This window comes from Bradyrhizobium sp. Ce-3 (assembly GCF_022835695.1).
In the GTDB taxonomy this organism is placed as follows: Bacteria; Pseudomonadota; Alphaproteobacteria; order Rhizobiales; family Xanthobacteraceae; genus Bradyrhizobium.
The window spans coordinates 731,020-751,731 of the sequence record NZ_BQUV01000002.1; the positions used below are offsets into that span (position 1 = coordinate 731,020).

Here is a 20,712-nt window from a genome sequence, read left to right on the forward strand (position 1 = left end):
TTGTTTCGGAGGTTTCAGGATGACGACATTTGTGGCCAATACCGAAGCCGTCAGCTTCCCAACCCTGTTTGCCGTGTTCCTCGAGACGAATGTGCTCGATCTAATCGGTGCGTTTACGAACGAAAGCGCATCCGGCTTCACTTACACGACAGATACTGGCTACACGATCACGGTGAGCGGAAGCGGTTTCAGCTATACGAACTACGTACTCGCCCAGATCCCCGCGTCAGGGACCGTTACCGGGCTCACAGTGGTCCACAACGGAGTGACCGATTTCACCGTAACGAATACTTCGGTCGCAATCGACTTCACCACTTGGTACACGATCACCACAAACTCGCTAGGAATACCGACGGGTGGATCCGTTCATATTCCTGGCCCCGCGCTGATCGATGCCTTCTTTGCAGGCAATGACCAGATCACGGGGTCTACCCTCAATGACTCGCTCTCAGGCGGCGCTGGCAATGACGTCATTCTCGGCGGCAGCGGAAACGACAGTATCGACGGCGGGAGCGGAAACGACTCCATCGACGGCGGGGCCGGAAACAATCTTCTTTACGGAGGCGATGGCAACGACTTGGTCAGTGGAGGATCAGGCAACGACGTGCTTGTCCTCGGAAACGGCAATGACACGGGCTACGCCGGAAATGGCAATAACTACATCTACGCCGGTGCCGGCGACGATGTGCTGGTTGGCGGAAGCGGGCTCGACGTCTTGCTCGGGGAAGATGGCAATGATTCCATCTACGGCGGCGCAGGCTTCAACTATCTATTCGGTGGATCCGGCAACGACGTTCTGGTCGGCGCAGGAGGCTCCGGTGCGAGCGACGTCAACGTCATGTTCGGCGGCGATGGCGCGGATTATCTCTACGGTGGGGCTGGCACCAATTACTTCTACGGCGGCGCCGGCGTCGACACCATGTATGGCGGATCGGGCCTGAATATCTTCGTCTCCTCGGGCGAGACCGACGGCAACGTCATCTACGGCGGTTCGGGCCAGAACTATGTCTACGGCTCCGACGGCGGAGATACGGTCACGGGCGGCAGCGGCGTCGATGTCTTCCTGATGGGCTCCGGGGCCGACGTTATCAACGGCGGCGGCGGCGTCGACTATGCCTGGGGCGGCGGCGGCTCGGACATTTTCGCGATCACCGATGCGGCTCCCGAGGTCATGGTGATCGAGGACTTCAATGCGGGTGGCGTCAACGACGTTCTGAATTTTGCTGGCACGTCACTGCATTCGTTTGCTGACGTGCAGGCAGTCTCGTTCTACTCGCCGGGCATCAACACGACGATCGTCACCGACGCGGCCGGCAATGCGGCCTGGCTGATCGGCGTCGCTCCCTCGCAACTCGATGCGAGCATGTTCACGTTTACGTAGGCCGTGGACTCATCGGCGGACGCACGGCGAGCGCAAGCGGCTTTTGAAGGGCAGTTGCGTGTTGCCGGATACCACGATCTGAACGGCCTTTGATGCAGCGATCCAGCCCGGGCGACCCAATGCCCTGGCTGGCAAGCCACGTATCGCCCGCGCTGTCTCCGCAGACCTGACCAGCTTCAACCGCTGCGTGCGCGATCGCTTTTCGTGCGCTGGTTGAGAAATGTAAGGTTGTGACAAAACCGAAACTAGACTGCAAATTGACAGTCAGTCGACTGGTATTCAAACTCAGCTCTCCTGGACTCGGACGAGATTCGAGTTCCTTTCCCAAAAGAGCATTGCATCGGGGTGTTCACGATGACGACGTTTACCGCCGCCAACCAAGCCATCAACTTCGCGACCCTGTTCTCCGTCTTCGTACCCGCGAACCAAAACGACTATGTTGCGGGTTTTTTGAACCAAACCGGTGGAGGATTCGTTTGGGCGAACGTGGGTACTCAATACGCAGCTTTTGTGTCCGGAAGCGGCTTCACCTACACGGATGTTAACAATTATGGCGTCTACTTTGCCGCAGCATCTGGCACTGTCACATCGATGCAGACATCGCACAACGGTGCGGTAGATTTTGATATATCGAATACATCAGTCGCGGTCGACTTCAGCTCTTGGTACACTATCAGCCCGACGCAAGCGGAGCCATACGCGACGACCGTTCATATTCCAAACGACGCGCTGCTATCTCTGTTTTTCTCGGGTGACGACAACATTACCGGTTCTACCCTGGGCGACACTCTCTCGGGCGGAGCCGGCAACGACACCATGGACGGCGGCGGCGGCGACGACATCGTCGACGGCGGCACCGGAAACAACCTGCTCTACGGCGGCGATGGCAACGACCTGGTCAGCGGCGGCGTGGGTAACGACGTGCTCGTGTTGGGCAACGGCAACGACACCGGCTACAGCGGCAACGGAAACAACTACATCTACGCCGGCGCGGGCAACGATCTGCTGGTTGGCGGCACCGGCCTCGACGTCCTGCTCGGGGAAGACGGCAATGATTCCATCTATGGCGGCGCCGGCTTCAACTATCTGTTTGGCGGATCGGGCAACGACATTCTGATCGGCTCGGGAGGCACCTCTGCCAGCGACGTCAACGTGATGTTTGGTGGCGACGGCGCGGATTATCTCTACGGCGGACAAGGCACCAACTACTTCTATGGCGGTGCCGGCGTCGACACCATGTATGGCGGATCCGGTCTGAATATCTTCATCTCCTCGGGCGAGACCGACGGCAACGTCATCTACGGCGGATCGGGCCAGAACTATGTCTACGGCTCCAACGCCGGAGATACGGTCACCGGCGGAAGCGGCGTCGATGTCTTCCTGATGGGCTTCGGCAACGACGTCATCAACGGTGGCGGCGGTGTCGACTATGTCTGGGGCAGCGGCGGCTCGGATACGTTCGTGATCACCGATGCCGCATCCGAGACCATGGTGATCGAGGACTTCAATACGGGTGGCGCCAAAGACCTGCTGAATTTTGCCGGAACGTCGCTGCACTCATTCGCGGATGTCCAGGCCGCCTCGTTCTACTCGGCGGGCATCAACACGACCATCATTACCGACGCGGCCGGCAACGCAGCCTGGCTGATCGGCGTGGCCCCCGCGCAGCTCGATGCGAGCATGTTCACGTTTACCTGAGCCGCCGAAGGGGCTGAGCCATCGGTCGGGCTCTTCCGCTCCAGGACACCACAGCAGTGATGGGCAGACGATGCCCATCCTGCAACTTTATTGGCCTGACTTCCCGCGAAACAGCAGGCACGCGTCGCCGTACGAATAGAACCGGTAGCCGTCCTTGATCGCGTGAGCGTAGGCGCGCTGCATGGTCTCAAGGCCGGAGAAGGCCGAGACCAGCATGAACAGCGTCGAGCGCGGCAGATGGAAGTTCGTCAGCAGGATATCGACGGCGCGGAAGCGATAGCCCGGCGTGATGAAGATCGAGGTTTCGGCCGCAAACGGCTGGATGGTGCCGTCGGCATTGGCGGCGCTTTCGAGCAGCCGCATCGAGGTGGTGCCGATCGCGACGATCCGGCCGCCCCTTGCGCGCGCTGCGTTCAACGCCGCCGCGGTCTTGGCGGTAATGCAGCCCCATTCGGCGTGCATCTTGTGTTCCGAGGTTTCGTCCACCTTCACCGGGAGGAACGTCCCCGCCCCGACATGTAGCGTCAGCCGGTGCAGCGCGACGCCGCGGCCCTTCAGCGTGGCCTCCAGCGCCGGCGTAAAATGCAGCCCGGCCGTCGGTGCTGCGACCGCGCCTTCATTGGCGGCGAACATGGTCTGGTAGTCGCTGACGTCCTTCTCGTCGGGCGTGCGCTTGGAGGCGATGTAAGGCGGCAGCGGCGTGGCGCCGACATCGGCGATGGCCTGGTCGAGCACCGGACCATGAAACGAGAATGACAGCGTCACCTCGCCCTCCTGGCCCTTGGCCTCGACCTCCGCGTCGAGGTTGCCGAGCAGGCAGACCTTGCCTTCGTTGCCGAAGCGGATGGTGTCGCCCGGCGCAAGCTTCTTCGCCGGCTTGACCAGCGCCTGCCAGCGCGAGCCGTCGAGCCGCTTGATCAGCGTCGCCTCGATCTTCGGCTCGGTCTCGCGCCCGATCCGCCGCCCCTTCAGCTGGGCCGCGATCACCTTGGTGTCGTTGACGACGATCTGGTCGCCCGGCTCCAGCCAGTGCGGCAGATCGGCAATCGTCGCATCGCGCAGCACGCCGTCCGGATGCACGACCAGCATCCGCGCGGAATCGCGCGGGCTCGCGGGGCGAAGCGCGATGCTCTCGGGCGGTAGTTCGAAATCGAAGAGATCGGTGCGCATGGCGCGATCGTTACTTCACGTTGTCATTCCGGGGCCACACCAGGCGTGTCCCCGGAATGACGGCAGTAGCTTACGCCGCGTCGACGGCCATGTGCGCCTTGACGATCTTGTCCGGATCCTTCACCGGCTCGCCGCGCTTGATCTTGTCGACGTTCTCCATGCCCTCGGTGACCTTGCCCCAGACCGTGTACTGGCCGTTGAGGAAGGAGGCGTCGTCGAAGCAGATGAAGAACTGGCTGTCGCCGGAATCCGGGTTGGCGGCGCGGGCCATCGAGGCGGTGCCGCGGACATGCGGCTCCTTGTTGAACTCGGCCTTCAGCTTCTTGCCGGAGCCGCCCATGCCGGTGCCCTGCGGGCAGCCGGTCTGCGCCATGAAACCGTCGATCACGCGGTGGAACACGATGCCGTCGTAGAAGCCTTCGCGCACCAGCTCCTTGATCCGCGCGACATGGCCGGGCGCGAGATCCGGGCGCATCTCGATCGTGACCGGGCCCTGGGTGGTTTCGAGGATCAGAGTATTTTCGGTAGCAGCCATGCTCGCTTCTCCTGGCTTCGGGGTGGATACTTCTTATTCCTGAACGGGATCGCGAATGGGCGGCCAGCCACTGCGCCGCCCAGGCTCTCAGTAAATGGCAACGGCGTGCAGCGTTGCAACGTCTCCATCACCGCGACCCGGTATGCGATCCGGTCATTGTCGGTCGCCTCCTGCGATTCATAGCTGATCCTGGGATGTCCGAGGATCGCGCCCTCGCGGTTGAAGCTGACGATGACGGTGATGTCGATCGGGCCGGCCTTGTCCGCCGGCGGCGGCCGCCAGCAGCGGTGGATGGCAAGAACAACGTCCCTGATCGTATTGAGTTGCTCCGGCTCGGCCTGCGCCGATCCGGTCAGCGCGAGGCCGATCAGCGGCGCGGCGAACCAGGCGAGTGGTCTGCTGCGCGCCGCCATCGCGGATCACTTGATGTCGGATGCGACCTGCACCTTCACCATCTTGTCGGGATCGGTGACGGCGCCGCCCGGCGAGCCCGCAGACGCCTTCTTCAGCTTGTCGACCACGTCCATGCCCGACACCACCTCGCCGATCACGGTGTACTGGCCGTTCAGGCTCGATCCGTCGGCGAACATGATGAAGAACTGCGAATTGGCGCTGTCGACGCTGTCGCCGCGCCGAGCCATGCCGACGATGCCGCGCTTGAACGGGACCTGCGAGAACTCCTGCTTCAGGTTCGGATATTTCGAGCCGCCGGTGCCGTTGAAGTTCTGGCCGTCGCCGGTCTGCGCCATGAAGCCGTCCATCACGCGATGGAACGGCACGTTGTTGTAGAAGCCCTCGCGCGCCAGCTGCTTGATGCGCTCGGCATGCTGGGGTGCGATGTCGGTCCGCAGCTTGATGACGATGCGGCCCTTGGTGGTGTCGATCACGATCGCATTGGCCTTGTCGAGACCGGCGGGCAGCGGCTGCGCGACCGCGGGCATGACGCAGAGCAGCGCGGCAACGAATGCGAGAATGCGGATCATGGAAACTCCGGATCTTGACGTTCGGGATGTGACGGGCGGCCGGGATCAGCCGGCGAACTTGGCCTTCAGGCTAGCGGCGACTGATGACGGCACGAATGCAGAGAAGTCGCCGCCCATCTGGGCGATTTGGCGCACCAGTGTGGCGGTGATCGGGCGGACCGCGACCGACGCCGGAACGAACACGGTATGCACCTCGGGCGCCATCGCCTCGTTCATGCCGGCGAGCTGCATCTCGTAGTCGAGATCGGTGCCGTCGCGCAGACCGCGAATCATCAGCGTGGCCTTGGCCGCGCGCGCCGCCGCGACCGTGAGGTTGTCATAGGTCGAGGCCTCGAAGGCGCAGCCCGCTTTCTGGGCGATCGGGTCGAACACCTCGTGGACCATGGCCAGCCGTTCCTCGGTGGAGAACAGCGGCTTCTTGCCGGGGTGGACGCCGATGGCGACGATCAGGCGGTCGCAGAGGAAGACCGCCTGTCTCACCACGTCCAGATGGCCGTTGGTGACGGGATCGAAGGAGCCGGGATAGAGCGCGATACGGGACATGGTCCCTCCTAACCCGCCCGGCTCTCCCCGGCAAGCCGCCCGGGTTCCCTCGACCGCGCGAAATAAATTCCCCCTGGTCCAGTGAACGAGTCCTGGGATGCCAGCGTCTACGTGGGTGAATGTTTCGTCGGCCGCTGGCGGACGAAACAAAACCGGCCCGCGATGAAACCATTTTTGGCCCTGGCGAAGACACCAGGAAACTTGCGGCCGGTAGACATTGGACAACGAAACGACGGGCCCGGGCGGGCCCGATCATATGGGGACCGTCATGATCAAGGCACTTTCCGCTATCGCTGTTGCCGCGTTCATTGCCGCCGCGCTCACCGTGCTGCCGGGCTTTGCGCCGCAGGTCGAAGCCTCCACCCCGCAGCCGCTGGCCAAGGCCGACCGTCTCGACATCCACCCTGTCGGCGCGAACTGCTCGCAGCAGGCCTGGCCGAATTTCGAGGCCTCCTGCCTGCGCAGCGCCGGCAACAAGACCGTGGTTCGTGAAGCTCGCCTCGTCACCGCCGATCGCACCCCGTAGGTGAGGACCCGTAGGTGAGGCTGGCACTGGTCCAGGTGCAGACCACGAATCCCGACCTGGATGGGCGTTGCCCATCGAGGCAACCCGAAGCGATCGCCCTGCCGCGCCAGTGCGATCGGACCGGAAACCGGCCCGTCAGCTCGGTGTAAGCTCGGTACGTCACACAAATCCCAATGGTAATTTGCGACGTCCCGTCGCAGACTATCGTCTAAGGCGCCCGGCCGGATGATCCGTCGGGCGCAAGCCATCGGGGGATTGCCGTGACCAGTACGCCCGCCATCGTGTCCTCCGGCCACCCTCCGAGCAGTCCGATCCCGGTCGCGGTGACGCTCGGCGCCCTGGGTGTCGTCTATGGCGACATCGGCACCAGCCCCCTCTATGCCCTGAAGGAAGCCGCCAAGGCCGCCACCCATGGCGGTCCGCTCACCGAAAGCGCAGTGCTCGGCGTGGTCTCGCTGATCCTGTGGGCGCTGATCCTCATCATCTCGGTCAAATACGCGATGCTGATCCTGCGCGCGGACAACCGCGGCGAAGGCGGCATCGTCGCCCTGCTGGCATTGCTCTCGGCACGCAACGCGGCGCCCGGCACCTGGCGCGCCCATCTTCTCGTGGTCGGCCTGATCGGTGCCGCCCTGCTCTATGGCGACGGCGCCATCACGCCGGCGATCTCGGTGCTGTCGGCGATCGAGGGCCTCAAGGTCGACGCCCCTTCGCTGGCGCCGGCGGTGGTGCCGCTCACCGTCGTCATCCTGATCGGCCTGTTCATGATGCAGAAACAGGGCACCGGATTCATCGGCAAGATCTTCGGCCCCGTCATGCTGTTCTGGTTCGCCGTGCTCGCGGCGCTCGGCATTCACGGCATCGTCAAGGCGCCCGGCGTGCTGGTTGCGCTGAGCCCGTTCTATGCATTCAATTTTCTGATCCATCAGGACTTCCACGTCAGCTTCGCCATCCTCGGCGCCGCCTTCCTGGCGGTCACCGGCGGTGAGGCGATGTACGCCGACATGGGGCATTTCGGCCGCTTTCCGATCCGGCTTGCCTGGTTCGCCGTCTGCCTGCCGGCGCTGGTGCTGAACTATTTCGGCCAGGCCGCGCTGTTGATCACCGACCCGACCGCGGTCGACAACCCGTTCTTCCAGCTCTCGCCGGATTGGGCGCATTACCCGCTGGTCCTGCTCGCGACAATCGCCACCGTGATCGCCTCGCAAGCCATCATCTCCGGCGTGTTCTCGCTGACCCAGCAGTCGATCCAGCTCGGCTTCCTGCCGCGCATGCATATCCAGCACACCACGAGTGACGCGATCGGCCAGATCTACGTGCCGCTGGTGAACTGGCTGCTCGCGGCAGGCACCCTCGGCGCCGTGCTCGCCTTCGGCACCTCCGATGCACTCGCCGGCGCCTACGGCATCGCGGTGTCGCTGCTGATGGCGATCACCACGCTGCTTGCGGCGCTGGTCGCGATCCAGTGGGGCTATTCGCCGATCCTCGTGATCGCAGTGAACGGCTTCTTCTTCGTCATCGACGCGATCTTCTTCGCGGCGAACACCGAAAAGCTGTTCGAGGGCGGCTGGTTCCCGCTGTTGCTTGCCGCTGCGGTGGCATTCCTGATGCTGACCTGGCGCAGCGGCGTGAAGCTGGTGGAAAAGGCACGCGCCAAGCTGCGCCAGCCGGAAGAGGACCTGATCGAGACCGCGGTCAACAAGTGCAGCGCGCGGCTGCCGGGCACGGCGGTGTTCCTCGCCTCGGCCCCCAATGGCGTGCCGCTCGCGCTGACCCAGTTCGTCAAGCACAACCACGTGCTGCACCAGCGCGTGCTGCTGGTCACCGTGCAGATCGAGGAGCGGCCGCGGATTCTCGACGAGGAACGCGTCGACGTGATCGAGATCAGCCCGGGTATCACGCGGATCATCCTGCACTACGGCTTCATGCAGTACCCGACGATCTATGATGGGCTGCAGCTCGCCTGCCGGCAGGGCAAGCTGCCCGGCATCGACCTTTCCGACGTGACCTATTACATCGGCCGCGAGACCATCATCCCGCGCGAGGACGTTCCGGGCATGTGGGTGTGGCGGGAATCGCTGTTCGCCTTCCTGCAACGCAACGCCGAGCGGTCGGCGGCGTTCTTCGGCGTGCCGACCGGCCAGGTCGTGGAGTTCGGCACCGAGATCGAGATTTGATCGAGCGACCCACGTAGCCCGGATGCAGCGAAGCGTAATCCCGGACAGACTATCCGCGGTGAGACCTCCCCGGATTTCGCTTCGCTGCATCCGGGCTACAGGTGATCTCCGGGAATGTCAGACGATCCGCCCCTTCAGCTGAAGCCGCGGCTGGCGATCTCGATCGACCAGGCGCAAGCGATCGTCAGCCGCGCCGCGGCGGGCGCACGGGTGCGCGACGTCATCGAGCTGCGCGGCGGCGAGATCAGCACGATCCTCGAGATCGCGCTGGTCGACGCGCCGAACTGCATCCTCAAGGTCTACCCCGCAGAGCTGCATTGGAAGATGGCGAAGGAGGTCCATGTCCTCGGGCTGCTGCGCGACGTCGATATCCCCGTCCCGCGCATTCTGCTCGCCGACGACACAAACTCGGTGATCGATCTCAGCTTCGTGCTGATGCGCAAGCTCGACGGCGTCGAGCTCAGCCGGCGCGATCCGGAGCTCAGCGAGCAGGAGCAGCTTGCGATCTTCGCCGAGATCGGCGCGGCGCTGCGCAGGATCAACGACGTCCCGCTCGACAGTTTTGGCTATATCGGCCCGAACGGGGTCTGGACGCCGCACCCAACCGACCGCGCCTACATGTCCGCGCAGTTCGAGCGGAAGCTGACTGAGTTCTGTTCACGCGGCGGCGACGCCGCACTGGCCGAGCGGCTCCGGGCCGGCATCGCCGCCCGCGCCACCTGCTCGACGCCGCCGAGGCGCCCCGCCTCTGCCACTACGATCTCCATGCCGGCAATGTGCTGGTGACGCCGGACGGCACGCCGCAACTCTGCGGCATCGTCGATTTCGAGAATGCCACCGCCGGCGATCCGCTGATGGATATCGCCAAGGCGCTCTACTATTTCACGCCGAAGGATGCCGCGCGCCGCGCCGGCCTGCTCGCCGGTTACGGCGCGCTCGACCGCCCCGACCGGGAGGCCACGATGGCGCTCTACCGGTTGGCCGCCACGCTTGAGCTGTGGTGCTGGTTTGCCCAGATCGGGAAGATGGACGCGCTGTCTCCGATCACCAGGGAGCTGGAGAGCGCCGCGAATACCCTTGCGTAGCCCGGATGAAGCAAAGCGCAATCCGGGGCAAGTGACACCGCACCGCGAGAATCCCGGATTTCGCTTCGCTTCATCCGGGCTACGGGAAATCAAATCGCAACGGCGGCGCTAGCCGCCGTTGCCGTTCTCGCCGTTTTCCTCTTCCGGAATGTGCTCGACCGAGACCACGTGCTCGTCCTCGGCGGTGTCGAACACGATCACGCCCTGGGTCGAGCGGCCGGCGACGCGGATGTCGGCCACCGGGCAGCGGATCAGCTGGCCCTTGTCGGTGACCAGCATGATCTGGTCGGCGTCCTCGACCGGGAACGAGGCCACCAGATTGCCGTTGCGGTTGTTGACGCTCATCGCGACGATGCCCTTACCGCCGCGGCCGGTGGTGCGGTACTCGTAGGACGATGTCCGCTTGCCGAAGCCGTTGACCGAGACGGTCAGCACCACCTGCTCGGCGGCGGACAGCTCGGCGTAGCGCTCCTGCGAGAGCTGGATCGTGTCGTTCGCCGTCTCCTCGCCCTCGGCATCCGTGGGTTCCTCGACGGTCGCCTCGCCGGCCACTGCGCGGCGCATCTTCAGGTAGGCCGAGCGCTCGTCCGACGTGGTCTCGACATGGCGCAGGATCGCCAGCGAGATCAGCTTGTCGGCCTCGGCGAGCGCAATGCCGCGCACGCCCATCGAGGTGCGGCCGGTGAAGACGCGCACGTCGGTGACCGGGAAGCGGATGCACTGCCCGCCGGCGGCGGTGAGCAGCACGTCGTCGCGCTCGGTGCAGATCTGCACGTCGACGATCGCCTCGCCTTCCCCGAGCTTCATGGCGATGATGCCGGAACGGCGGACGTCGACGAAATCGGACAGCTTGTTGCGGCGAACGGTGCCGCTGGTGGTCGCGAACATCACGTCGAGATTGCTCCAGGAGGATTCATCCTCCGGCAGCGGCATGATCGTGGTGATGCGCTCGCCCTGCTCCAGCGGCAGGATGTTGATCAGCGCCTTGCCGCGCGCGTTGGGAGCTGCCATCGGCAGCCGCCAGACCTTCTCCTTGTAGACCTGGCCGCGCGACGAGAAGAACAGCACCGGGGTGTGCGTGGAGGCCACGAACAGCCGCGAGACGAAATCCTCGTCGCGGGTCTGCATGCCGGCGCGGCCCTTGCCGCCGCGGCGCTGCGCCCGGTAGGTCGACAACGGCACGCGCTTGACGTAGCCGGCGTGCGACACGGTGACGACCATATCCTCGCGCTGGATCAGGTCCTCATCCTCGACCTCGCCCTCCTGCTCGATGATCACGGTCTTGCGCGCCGTGGCGAACTGCTGCTTCACCTCGGCGAGCTCGGTCTTGACGATACCCTGCACGCGGGCACGCGAGCGCAGGATGTCGAGATAGTCGGCGATCTCGGCCGCGAGCTTGTCGAGCTCCTCGGAAATCTCGTCGCGCCCGAGTGCGGTCAGGCGCTGCAGCCGGAGATCGAGAATGGCCCTCGCCTGCTCCATCGACAGCCGCAGCGTGCCGTCCTCGTTGATGCGATGCCGGGGATCGTCGATCAGCGTGATCATCGCCTCGACGTCGCGCGCCGGCCAGTCGCGCGACATCAGGGATTCGCGCGCGGTGTTCGGATCCGGCGAGGTGCGGATGACGCGGATCATCTCATCGATGTTGGCGACTGCGATCGCAAGGCCGACCAGGATGTGGGCGCGATCACGGGCCTTGCCGAGCAGGAACTTGGTCCGCCGGGTCACCACCTGCTCGCGGAACGCGACGAAGATGGTGAGCAGGTCCTTCAGATTCATGGTCTGCGGACGGCCGGAATCCAGCGCCAGCATATTGGCCGGGAAGTTGGTCTGCAGCGGCGTGAACCGGTAGAGCTGGTTGAGCACCACGTCGGGCACCGCTTCGCGCTTCAGCTCGATGACGACGCGATAGCCGTCACGATCGGACTCGTCGCGCAGGTCGCCGATGCCTTCGATCTTCTTCTCTTTGACGAGATCGGCGATGCGCTCGACCATCGTCGCCTTGTTCACCTGATAGGGAATCTCGGTGATGACGATCGCTTCGCGATCCTTCCTGATCGTCTCGATCGTCACCTTGCCGCGCATCACGATCGAGCCGCGGCCGAGATGGTAGGCCGAGCGGATGCCCTGGCGGCCCAGGATGACGCCGCCGGTCGGGAAATCCGGCCCGGGGATGATGTCGATCAGTTCGTCGATGGTCAGCGCCGGATTGTCGATCAGCGCCACGCAGGCGTCGACGACCTCGCCGAGATTGTGCGGCGGGATATTGGTCGCCATGCCGACCGCGATGCCGCCGGCGCCGTTGACCAGCAGGTTCGGGAACCGAGCCGGCAGAACCGTCGGCTCTTTCTCGGAGTTGTCGTAGTTCGGCTGGAAATCGACGGTTTCCATGTCGATGTCGGCCAGCACGGCGAGCGCCGCCTTGGTCAGCCGCGCTTCCGTATATCGATAGGCCGCCGGCGGATCGCCGTCGACCGAACCGAAATTGCCCTGGCCGTCGATCAGGGGCACGCGCAGCGAGAAATCCTGCGCCATGCGGACCATCGCGTCGTAAATCGACTGGTCGCCATGTGGGTGATATTTACCGATCACGTCGCCGACGACGCGCGCGGACTTCACGTATTTCTTGTCCGGGGTGTGTCCCTGCTCGTGCATCGAATAGAGGATGCGCCGGTGCACCGGCTTGAGCCCGTCGCGCGCATCGGGCAGCGCACGCGACACGATCACGCTCATCGCGTAATCGAGGTAGGACTTCTTCATCTCGTCGAGGATGGAAACGGGACGAATATCTGAGGGCACCGGCGGCTCGCCGGGCTTGTCGTCTTCAGGTTCGGACAAAGGGGAAATCCGGTCAGTTTTACTGGGGAATCATATAGCCCATCGGGGGTCTGATAACCACCCTTGCGCGGCTCCGGCAAGCCGTTTTTCCCTTCGTTTTTTCATGGACTTACTGGCGACATTGCAGCCTTGTGACGGGCCCGCTCCGGGGAGCGCTTGCCGGGCTGCGGAGACCAGCTGGAACCGGCCCTCGCGGCGCCTGCAATCGCGCCTTTACTGGCCGAAAATCACCGCATGCATGATCCGGCCGGGCATGAAGGTGAACAGCCCGGCAATGACCAGCGCGCCGAAGAAGATGCCGATCATCGTAAACTTGTGGCGGCGGACATTGTGGCTCCGCGCCGCGGTCACGCCGAGCACCAGCATGATCAGCGAGAAGATCGACAGCAGATGGATCGGGCTCCACGGGCCCACCAGCTTGATCTGATGGATCCAGAACGAGCTCCCGGCGACCACCAGCATCAGGATCACCCAGATCCAGCCCAGCGTCCGGTGCGGCAGCGTGCCCTTGGGCGCGGCGAGCTGGATGGAGCCGAGCACGAAGGCGGCCATTGCCGCGAAGGCGTGCAGCGGAATCGCTGGCGCAGCGTCGAGCAATGGCGCGAGGCTCATGATGGCAGCCCTCGAGTGAAGCTCACGGCCAGACATCGCCGCCGCGGGCCAATGTAAATACCATTCACATTGGTCTGTGTCAAAGTCTGGGGAACCGGCGCCGCGCATTCATCGATAGTGAAATACAAGCAGATGGATAGAAGCTTATCCTGATAATCCACAGCAGGATGGGATGCCCGCGCATCATCGCGCCGCACCGCGAAATGGATCTTCACGGAACGGCGCCTGAATGCCGGAAAGCGCGAAGCTCGCTCAGAACGGGATGTCGTCGTCCATGTCGCTGTTGCGGCTGCCGCCGCCGGCGGCGACCGCACGGCGCGGCGCCGAGCTGACCGGACCGGACGAGCCGAAATCGCTGCCGCCGCCATCATCGGCGAAGCTGCCGCCTCCGCCGCCCCGACCGTCGAGCATGGTGAGGTTGGAGTTGAAGCCCTGCAGCACGACCTCGGTCGAGTACTTCTCGACGCCGCTCTGGTCGGTCCATTTGCGGGTCTGCAGCTGACCCTCGATGTACACCTTGGCGCCCTTCTTCAGGTACTGCTCGGCGACCTTGCACAGGCCCTCGTTGAAGATCACGACGCGGTGCCACTCGGTCTTTTCCTTGCGCTCGCCGGTGCCCTTGTCGCGCCAGGTTTCCGAGGTGGCGATGGAAAGGTTCGCGATCGGACGGCCGTCCTGCGTCCGCCGGATTTCCGGATCCTTGCCGAGGTTTCCAACCAGGATCACCTTGTTCACGCTTCCTGCCATCGCATCATCTCCACTCAAAAACCGGGCGTCCGGACATCGGCCGCCGCTCTCAACCTTCGCCACTTACTTTGCAGGCGTCGTGGAAGACCCTATACGCCGGCGCCGGCTCGCCGCCTTTGCCACCGCGCGGTTATCCACGATATTCGAGATATAGCATTGCGGCCGGCAATGTTCCAGTTTTGTTCGCCACAACCAGCCGTAGCAGCGCTTGATCGCGATCGAGCGCCGGCGGATTTCGGGCGCGGCCATCGTCCGGCTCAAGAACCCCAGAAAATTTCAAATCAAATCAATGCCTTGCAATAGCCGCACTTCTTCCGCGAGTGTGGCTTTTGGGAGACGGCGTTTCCGGTTGAATCGGCGTATAGCTGTCAACCATGGCGCGGGCGCTCGCGTCTGAGATCGTGCTTCGGGACAATTTTGGAAGCCGATCGGGGAGCTGGGAGATTGATGATGAAGAAGCTTTTGCTGGCTACGGTTGCTCTGATTGCGTTTGCCGCACCGGCCGCGGCCGCCGACCTCGCTGCGCGCCCCTACACCAAGGCGCCGCCGATGATCGCCGCCGTCTACGACTGGAGCGGCTTCTACATCGGCGCCAACGGCGGCTGGGGCTCGAGCCACAATTGCTGGGATCAGGTCCCGGGCGGCATCTTCATCGGATCGGATGGTTGCCATGATGCGACCGGCGGCGTCGCCGGCGGCCAGATCGGCTATCGCTGGCAGTCGGGCACCTGGGTGTTCGGCCTCGAAGCGCAGGGCGACTGGGCTGACCTGAAGGGCAGCAACAACAGCGCGATCTTCCCGGGCATCTTCAACAACCAGACCAAGATCGACGCCTTCGGCCTGTTCACCGGCCAGATCGGCTACGCCGTCAACAACGTGCTGCTCTACGCCAAGGGCGGTGCGGCGCTGACCGACAACCGCTTCAACACCTACTTCACGCCGACCGGCACCCTCGCCGCCAGCGCGAGCGACACCCGCTGGGGCGGCACGATCGGCGCCGGCATCGAATTCGGCTTCGCGCCGAACTGGACCGCCGGTATCGAGTACGACCACCTGTTCATGCAGGACAAGACCTACAACCTCACCACCCCGACCGGCGTGCTGTTCAGCAGCGTTCGCGACCGCCAGGACGTCGACCTCGTCACCGTCCGCGTGAACTACAAGTGGGGTGGCCCGGTCGTTGCGCGCTACTGATCGCGCGACGCAGATGTGATCCAGACGAAAGGCCGGCCTTGCGCCGGCCTTTTTGTTTGCCGGCCCCGCGACAGGCCGGACCACGGTGCCGCACGGCCCCGCGAATCAAACATGGTTAAATCTTAATAAATCGTAAAATACGTAATAAAATCAAAATGTTATCAGTGTTGCGCGGGCGCTACGCCCGATGTGCAACCTGCAATGGTAGCCTGTCCCGCAGTGATCGAATCGAAGCGGGATGGATCCATGAAACAGCTTCTTTGTGCCGCCGGCCTCGCCGCGCTCAGCGTTTCGTCCGTATCGGCGGCTGACCTCGCCGCACAGGCCCCCAGGCCGGCGCCGGTTGTCGCGCCCGTCACCAGCTGGAACGGCTTCTATCTGGGCGCCCAGGGCGGCGGCGGCTGGGGCACCAGCGACGAGACCTATCTCGGCGCACCGAACGACGCGGCGTTCATCGGCACGCAAAGCTACAACACCAGCGGCGGCTTCATCGGCGGCGTGATCGGCTACAATGTCCAGGCCGGCCCCGTGGTGTTCGGCATCGAAGGCGACTACCACTGGGCCTCCGTCGCCGGCCGTTCGGGCGTGATCAATGTCGGGCCGCCTGACGTGCTCGACACCTACTACACCGAGCTGCGCAGCTTCGGCGACATCAAGGGCCGGCTCGGTTACGCCGACGGTCCGACATTGTGGTTCGTCAATGGCGGTGCCGCGGTCGGCGATATCCTGCATCGCTACAGCGCAGGCCTCGCGCCGCCATCGGTCTCGGCCAGCGATACGCGCTGGGGCTGGACCGCCGGCGCCGGCGTCGAATACATGTTCGCCGCGAACTGGTCGGCCAAGCTCGAGTACAACTACATCGATCTCGGCAAGGTCGCGCCGATCCAGTACACGCCGGCCATCAACGATCGCTCGGAGTGGCGGGACACCTTCCACACCGTCAAGCTCGGCATCAATTACCACTTCAACGCGGCAAGCCCCGTCGTGTCGGCGAAATACTGAGCCGGCCGCCGCTCGCACGGCGTGCGCGTTCGCATCGAAAACAAGAGCCGGCCTCGCGCCGGCTTTCTTGTTGCGCGCCTACGCGGCTCACCGGACCTTTTCCGTGCATTGTGGTTTCCCGGTTACACAACTTCCGGGATTTCTATGTAGAAACACATGATCGTCGCGCAACAATGCCGTGACGCTCCCTTCAGAGGTTCGAAGGGACAGAAAATGGGACTGGGACTTTGAAAATCAGGAATGTTTTGCTGGCGTCGGCCGGCATGTTTGCCCTCAGCGCTTTTGCACCGGCCATGGCCGCCGATATGGCGGCTCGCGCCCCCTACGTGAAGGCTCCGCCGCCGGTCGCGATCTACAACTGGACCGGCTTCTACATCGGCGGCTTCGGTGGCTATGCCAGCGAGGACTCCGGCAACCCGAAGATGGAAGGCGGCTTCGGCGGCGGCACCATCGGCTACAACTGGCAGGCCGGCAACATCGTGTACGGCCTCGAGGCTGACGGAGCCTGGGCTGACGTCAATGCGTCGGCTACCGCTTTCGGCATCACCGCGACGAGCAAGATCGACTCGCTCGGCACGGTCCGCGGCCGCCTCGGCTTCGCCGTCGACAAGGTGCTGTTCTACGGCACCGGCGGCTACGCCTGGGCCGACAACAAGCTCACCCTCAGCGCGGGCGGCGTGAGCGTCTCGCAGAGCAACTTCCACTCCGGCTGGACGGTCGGCGCCGGCATCGAGGCGTTCATCGCGCCGCAGTGGTCGATCAAGGGCGAGTACCTGTATCGCAGCCTCGGCGGCGAGACCTACTTCGGCGTTCCCTCCGCCGACATCAACCTGCACACCGTGCAGTTCGGCGTGAACTATCACTTCGGCGGCCCGATCGTCGCCAAGTACTAAGCGAAAAACAGACCCCAGGGTCTCGGAAAGGCCGGCCTCGCGCCGGCCTTTTTTGCGTCAGAGCTTTTTCGAGCGAAGTGGATCCCGGTTCGCGTAAAGAAAACGCGTCAAACCAGAATCCAGAGCCCCATTCTGATCCCATCGGAACGGGAAAGGCTCTGCCGGAGCCCGGCCCTGCTGACGCCTGCTGCCAACAAGCAAACTATCCGTTGATGGACGTCATTCAGCACTGGAAATTGTCGGCCGTTCTTCCTACGTTCCAGTCTTCACACCCATCGGCGCAAGGTCCCGGCTTGACCGGCGATGCGCGCCCAAAAGGCGCCCGCTCATGCGCCCGGAATTGTCGCTATGGATGAAGTGCTCAAGGCGAAGCGCCAACACAACGCGGGCTCCTCGTCGCGTGCCATCACGATCCGCGGCGCGCGCGAACACAATCTGAAGAACATCGACGTCGAGATTCCGCGCGACAAGCTCGTGGTGTTCACCGGCCTGTCCGGCTCCGGCAAATCCTCGCTCGCATTCGACACCATCTATGCCGAAGGCCAGCGCCGCTACGTCGAATCGCTGTCGGCCTATGCGCGGCAGTTCCTCGAGATGATGCAGAAGCCGGACGTCGACCAGATCGACGGCCTGTCGCCGGCGATCTCGATCGAGCAGAAGACCACATCGAAGAACCCGCGCTCCACCGTCGGCACCGTCACCGAGATCTACGACTACATGCGCCTGTTGTGGGCCCGCGTCGGCGTGCCCTATTCGCCGGCCACCGGGCTGCCGATCGAGAGCCAGATCGTCTCGCAGATGGTCGACCGCGTGCTGGCGCTCCCCGAGGGCACCCGGCTCTATCTGCTGGCACCGGTCGTGCGCGGCCGCAAGGGCGAGTACAAGAAGGAGCTCGCCGAATACCTCAAGAAGGGTTTTCAGCGCGTCAAGATCGACGGCACGTTCTACGAGCTGTCCGAGGCCCCTAGCCTCGACAAGAAATTCCCGCACGACATCGACGTCGTGGTCGACCGCATCGTGGTGCGGCCCGACCTCGCGCAGCGCCTCGCCGAGAGTTTCGAGACCGCGCTGAAGCTCGCCGAGGGCCTCGCCGTGATCGAATATGCCGACGCGCCCGCGGCGGCCGCAGCCGACGACAAGAAGAAGACCGCGAAGATCCATGACAAGAGCGGACCCGAGCGCATCCTGTTCTCGGAAAAGTTCGCCTGCCCGGTGTCCGGATTCACGATCCCCGAGATCGAGCCGCGCCTGTTCTCGTTCAACAATCCCTACGGCGCCTGCCCGGCCTGCGGCGGCCTCGGCGTCGAGCAGCATATCGACGAGGACCTCGTCATCCCCGACAAGGAGCTGACGCTCGGCAAGGGCGCGATCGCGCCCTGGGCGAAATCGTCCTCGCCTTACTACATCCAGACCCTGACCGCGCTCGGCAAGCACTACAAGTTCACGCTCAACACCAAGTGGAAGGACCTGCCGAAGAAGGTGCAGAACGCGCTGCTGCACGGCTCCGGCGACGACGAGATCAAGTTCTCCTATGAGGACGGCGTCCGCTCCTACGACACCAAGAAGCCGTTCGAGGGCGTCATCACCAACATCAACCGGCGCTACCGCGAGACCGAGAGCGAGTGGGCGCGCGAGGAGCTCGGCAAGTATTTCTCCGACGTGCCCTGCGCCGGCTGCAACGGCTACCGGCTGAAGCCCGAGGCGCTGTGCGTCAAGATCGGGGCTAAGCATATCGGCGAGATCTCCGAGCTCTCGGTGAAGCGCGCCGGCGAATGGTTCGAGACGGTGCCGGAGGCGCTGAACGCGCAGCAGAACGAGATCGCCGCGCGCATCCTGAAGGAGATCCGCGAGCGCCTGACCTTCCTGCTCGACGTCGGCCTCAACTACCTGACACTGTCGCGCTCCTCCGGCACGCTGTCCGGCGGCGAGAGCCAGCGCATCCGCCTCGCCTCGCAGATCGGCTCGGGCCTGACCGGCGTGCTCTACGTGCTGGACGAGCCCTCCATCGGCCTGCACCAGCGCGACAATGCGCGCCTGCTCGACACGCTGAAGCGACTCCGCGACCTCGGCAATACCGTGGTCGTGGTGGAGCATGACGAGGACGCGATCCGCTTGGCCGACTACGTGCTCGATATCGGTCCCGGCGCCGGCATGCATGGCGGCCACATCGTCGCCGAAGGCACGCCCGACCAGATCATGCGCAACCCGAAATCGCTGACCGGCAAGTATCTCACCGGTGAGCTTTCGGTCCCGGTGCCGGATCGTCGCCCGCCGAACCACCGGCGCACCATCAAGGTGATCAACGCCCGCGGCAACAATCTGAAGAACGTCTCGGCCGAGATTCCGCTCGGCCTGTTCACCTGCGTCACCGGCGTCTCCGGCGGCGGCAAGTCGACCTTGCTGATCGACACGCTCTACAAGTCGATCGCCCGCAAGCTGAACAACGCCAGCGAAGGCGCGGCCCCGCACGACCGCATCGAGGGCCTCGAGCACATCGACAAGATCATCGACATCGACCAGTCGCCGATCGGCCGCACGCCGCGCTCCAACCCCGCGACCTATACCGGCGCGTTCACGCCGATCCGCGAATGGTTCGCCGGCCTGCCGGAGGCCAAGGCGCGCGGCTACGAGCCCGGGCGGTTCTCCTTCAACGTCAAGGGCGGCCGCTGCGAGGCCTGCCAGGGCGACGGCGTCATCAAGATCGAGATGCACTTCCTGCCCGACGTCTACGTCACCTGCGACACCTGCAAGGGCAAGCGCTACAACCGCGAGACGCTGGAGGTGCTGTTCAAGGGCAAGAGCATCGCCGACGTGCTCGACATGACGGTCGAGGAAGCCGCCGAGTTCTTCAAGGCGGTGCCGCGCGTGCGCGAGACCTTCCAGACCCTGCACCGGGTCGGGCTCGACTACATCCATGTCGGCCAGCAGGCGACGACGCTGTCGGGCGGCGAAGCCCAGCGCGTCAAGCTCGCCAAGGAATTGTCAAAGCGCGCCACCGGCCGCACGCTCTACATCCTGGACGAGCCGACCACTGGCCTGCACTTCCACGACGTGGCCAAACTGCTCGAGGTGCTGCACGAGCTGGTCGCCCAGGGCAACACGGTGGTGGTGATCGAGCACAATCTCGAGGTCATCAAGACCGCCGACTGGGTGATCGACCTCGGCCCCGAAGGCGGCGACGGCGGCGGCGAGATCGTCGCCTGGGGCCCGCCCGAAGACATCGTCAAGGCCCCGCGCAGCTACACCGGCAAGTTTTTGGCCCCGGTGCTGAAGAAGGCGAACAGCAAGCCGCGGAAGAGTGGCACCGCGAGCGAGGCGGCGGAGTGAG

Annotated in this window: 19 protein-coding genes; 10 read left to right on the forward strand and 9 right to left on the reverse strand. The window is 64.2% G+C overall.

Annotation, left to right across the window (positions count from 1 at the left end):
• Positions 1-19: 19 nt before the first annotated feature.
• Entirely contained in the window at positions 20-1,381 is a 1,362-nt protein-coding gene (locus BRSPCE3_RS09870) for a calcium-binding protein (RefSeq protein ID WP_244065595.1), read from the forward strand.
• A gap of 354 nt (positions 1,382-1,735) precedes the next feature.
• Positions 1,736-3,079: a calcium-binding protein gene (locus BRSPCE3_RS09875; protein WP_244065596.1), complete on the forward strand. Its 1,344-nt coding sequence runs from the start codon at positions 1,736-1,738 to the stop codon at positions 3,077-3,079.
• 87 nt (positions 3,080-3,166) lie between these two features.
• On the opposite strand, the gene queA is transcribed toward BRSPCE3_RS09875, so the two are convergent.
• The 5 genes from queA to coaD all read right to left on the reverse strand — a co-directional run bounded on the left by queA (position 3,167) and on the right by coaD (position 6,310).
• Positions 3,167-4,249: a tRNA preQ1(34) S-adenosylmethionine ribosyltransferase-isomerase QueA gene (queA, locus tag BRSPCE3_RS09880; protein WP_244065597.1), complete on the reverse strand. Its 1,083-nt coding sequence runs from the start codon at positions 4,247-4,249 to the stop codon at positions 3,167-3,169.
• A 70-nt stretch (positions 4,250-4,319) separates the two neighbouring features.
• The gene (locus tag BRSPCE3_RS09885) at positions 4,320-4,784 is read right to left on the reverse strand and encodes a peptidylprolyl isomerase (RefSeq protein WP_244065598.1); all 465 of its coding nucleotides are present in this window, start codon (positions 4,782-4,784) and stop codon (positions 4,320-4,322) included.
• Entirely contained in the window at positions 4,760-5,197 is a 438-nt protein-coding gene (locus BRSPCE3_RS09890; RefSeq protein WP_244065599.1) for a TonB C-terminal domain-containing protein, read from the reverse strand. The genes BRSPCE3_RS09885 and BRSPCE3_RS09890 overlap by 25 nt, the downstream gene beginning before the upstream one ends.
• 6 nt (positions 5,198-5,203) lie before the next feature.
• A complete protein-coding gene (locus BRSPCE3_RS09895) occupies positions 5,204-5,767 on the reverse strand; it encodes a peptidylprolyl isomerase (RefSeq protein WP_244065600.1) in 564 nt (187 codons plus the stop codon).
• Positions 5,768-5,812: 45 nt separating this feature from the next.
• Positions 5,813-6,310: a pantetheine-phosphate adenylyltransferase gene (gene coaD, locus BRSPCE3_RS09900; protein ID WP_244065601.1), complete on the reverse strand. Its 498-nt coding sequence runs from the start codon at positions 6,308-6,310 to the stop codon at positions 5,813-5,815.
• A gap of 268 nt (positions 6,311-6,578) precedes the next feature.
• Here coaD and BRSPCE3_RS09905 point away from each other — a divergent pair, with 268 nt between their 5' ends.
• The 4 genes from BRSPCE3_RS09905 (at position 6,579) to BRSPCE3_RS36145 (ending at position 10,098) form a co-directional block, all read left to right on the forward strand.
• Entirely contained in the window at positions 6,579-6,836 is a 258-nt protein-coding gene (locus BRSPCE3_RS09905) for a hypothetical protein (RefSeq protein WP_244065602.1), read from the forward strand.
• A gap of 323 nt (positions 6,837-7,159) precedes the next feature.
• Positions 7,160-9,013, forward strand: coding sequence for a potassium transporter Kup (locus BRSPCE3_RS09910; protein WP_244065840.1), 1,854 nt, complete (start codon positions 7,160-7,162; stop codon positions 9,011-9,013).
• A gap of 114 nt (positions 9,014-9,127) precedes the next feature.
• On the forward strand, positions 9,128-9,799 hold the full coding sequence (locus BRSPCE3_RS36140; RefSeq protein WP_375709884.1) for a phosphotransferase family protein: 672 nt from the start codon (positions 9,128-9,130) through the stop codon (positions 9,797-9,799).
• Entirely contained in the window at positions 9,790-10,098 is a 309-nt protein-coding gene (locus BRSPCE3_RS36145) for a phosphotransferase (protein WP_375709885.1), read from the forward strand. The genes BRSPCE3_RS36140 and BRSPCE3_RS36145 overlap by 10 nt, the downstream gene beginning before the upstream one ends.
• Before the next feature lie 108 nt (positions 10,099-10,206).
• Here the strand turns inward: BRSPCE3_RS36145 and gyrA are convergent, their stop codons facing one another.
• The 4 genes from gyrA to BRSPCE3_RS09935 all read right to left on the reverse strand — a co-directional run bounded on the left by gyrA (position 10,207) and on the right by BRSPCE3_RS09935 (position 14,544).
• A complete protein-coding gene (gene gyrA, locus BRSPCE3_RS09920; protein WP_244065603.1) occupies positions 10,207-12,936 on the reverse strand; it encodes a DNA gyrase subunit A in 2,730 nt (909 codons plus the stop codon).
• A gap of 213 nt (positions 12,937-13,149) precedes the next feature.
• A complete protein-coding gene (locus BRSPCE3_RS09925; RefSeq protein WP_244065604.1) occupies positions 13,150-13,548 on the reverse strand; it encodes a DUF2306 domain-containing protein in 399 nt (132 codons plus the stop codon).
• A gap of 252 nt (positions 13,549-13,800) precedes the next feature.
• Positions 13,801-14,295, reverse strand: coding sequence for a single-stranded DNA-binding protein (locus BRSPCE3_RS09930; RefSeq protein WP_097672149.1), 495 nt, complete (start codon positions 14,293-14,295; stop codon positions 13,801-13,803).
• A gap of 63 nt (positions 14,296-14,358) precedes the next feature.
• On the reverse strand, positions 14,359-14,544 hold the full coding sequence (locus tag BRSPCE3_RS09935) for a hypothetical protein (RefSeq protein ID WP_244065605.1): 186 nt from the start codon (positions 14,542-14,544) through the stop codon (positions 14,359-14,361).
• 201 nt (positions 14,545-14,745) lie between these two features.
• Here BRSPCE3_RS09935 and BRSPCE3_RS09940 point away from each other — a divergent pair, with 201 nt between their 5' ends.
• From BRSPCE3_RS09940 to uvrA, 4 genes are all read left to right on the forward strand, one after another.
• Positions 14,746-15,489, forward strand: coding sequence for an outer membrane protein (locus tag BRSPCE3_RS09940; RefSeq protein ID WP_244065606.1), 744 nt, complete (start codon positions 14,746-14,748; stop codon positions 15,487-15,489).
• 246 nt (positions 15,490-15,735) lie between these two features.
• Entirely contained in the window at positions 15,736-16,491 is a 756-nt protein-coding gene (locus BRSPCE3_RS09945) for an outer membrane protein (protein WP_244065607.1), read from the forward strand.
• Positions 16,492-16,754: 263 nt separating this feature from the next.
• Complete coding sequence (locus tag BRSPCE3_RS09950; protein ID WP_375709886.1) at positions 16,755-17,384, forward strand: outer membrane protein; 630 nt, start codon at positions 16,755-16,757, stop codon at positions 17,382-17,384.
• A 348-nt stretch (positions 17,385-17,732) separates the two neighbouring features.
• Positions 17,733-20,711 (forward strand): excinuclease ABC subunit UvrA, encoded by a 2,979-nt coding sequence (gene uvrA / locus BRSPCE3_RS09955; RefSeq protein WP_244065608.1) that lies wholly within the window; start codon positions 17,733-17,735, stop codon positions 20,709-20,711.
• Position 20,712 lies beyond the last annotated feature (1 nt).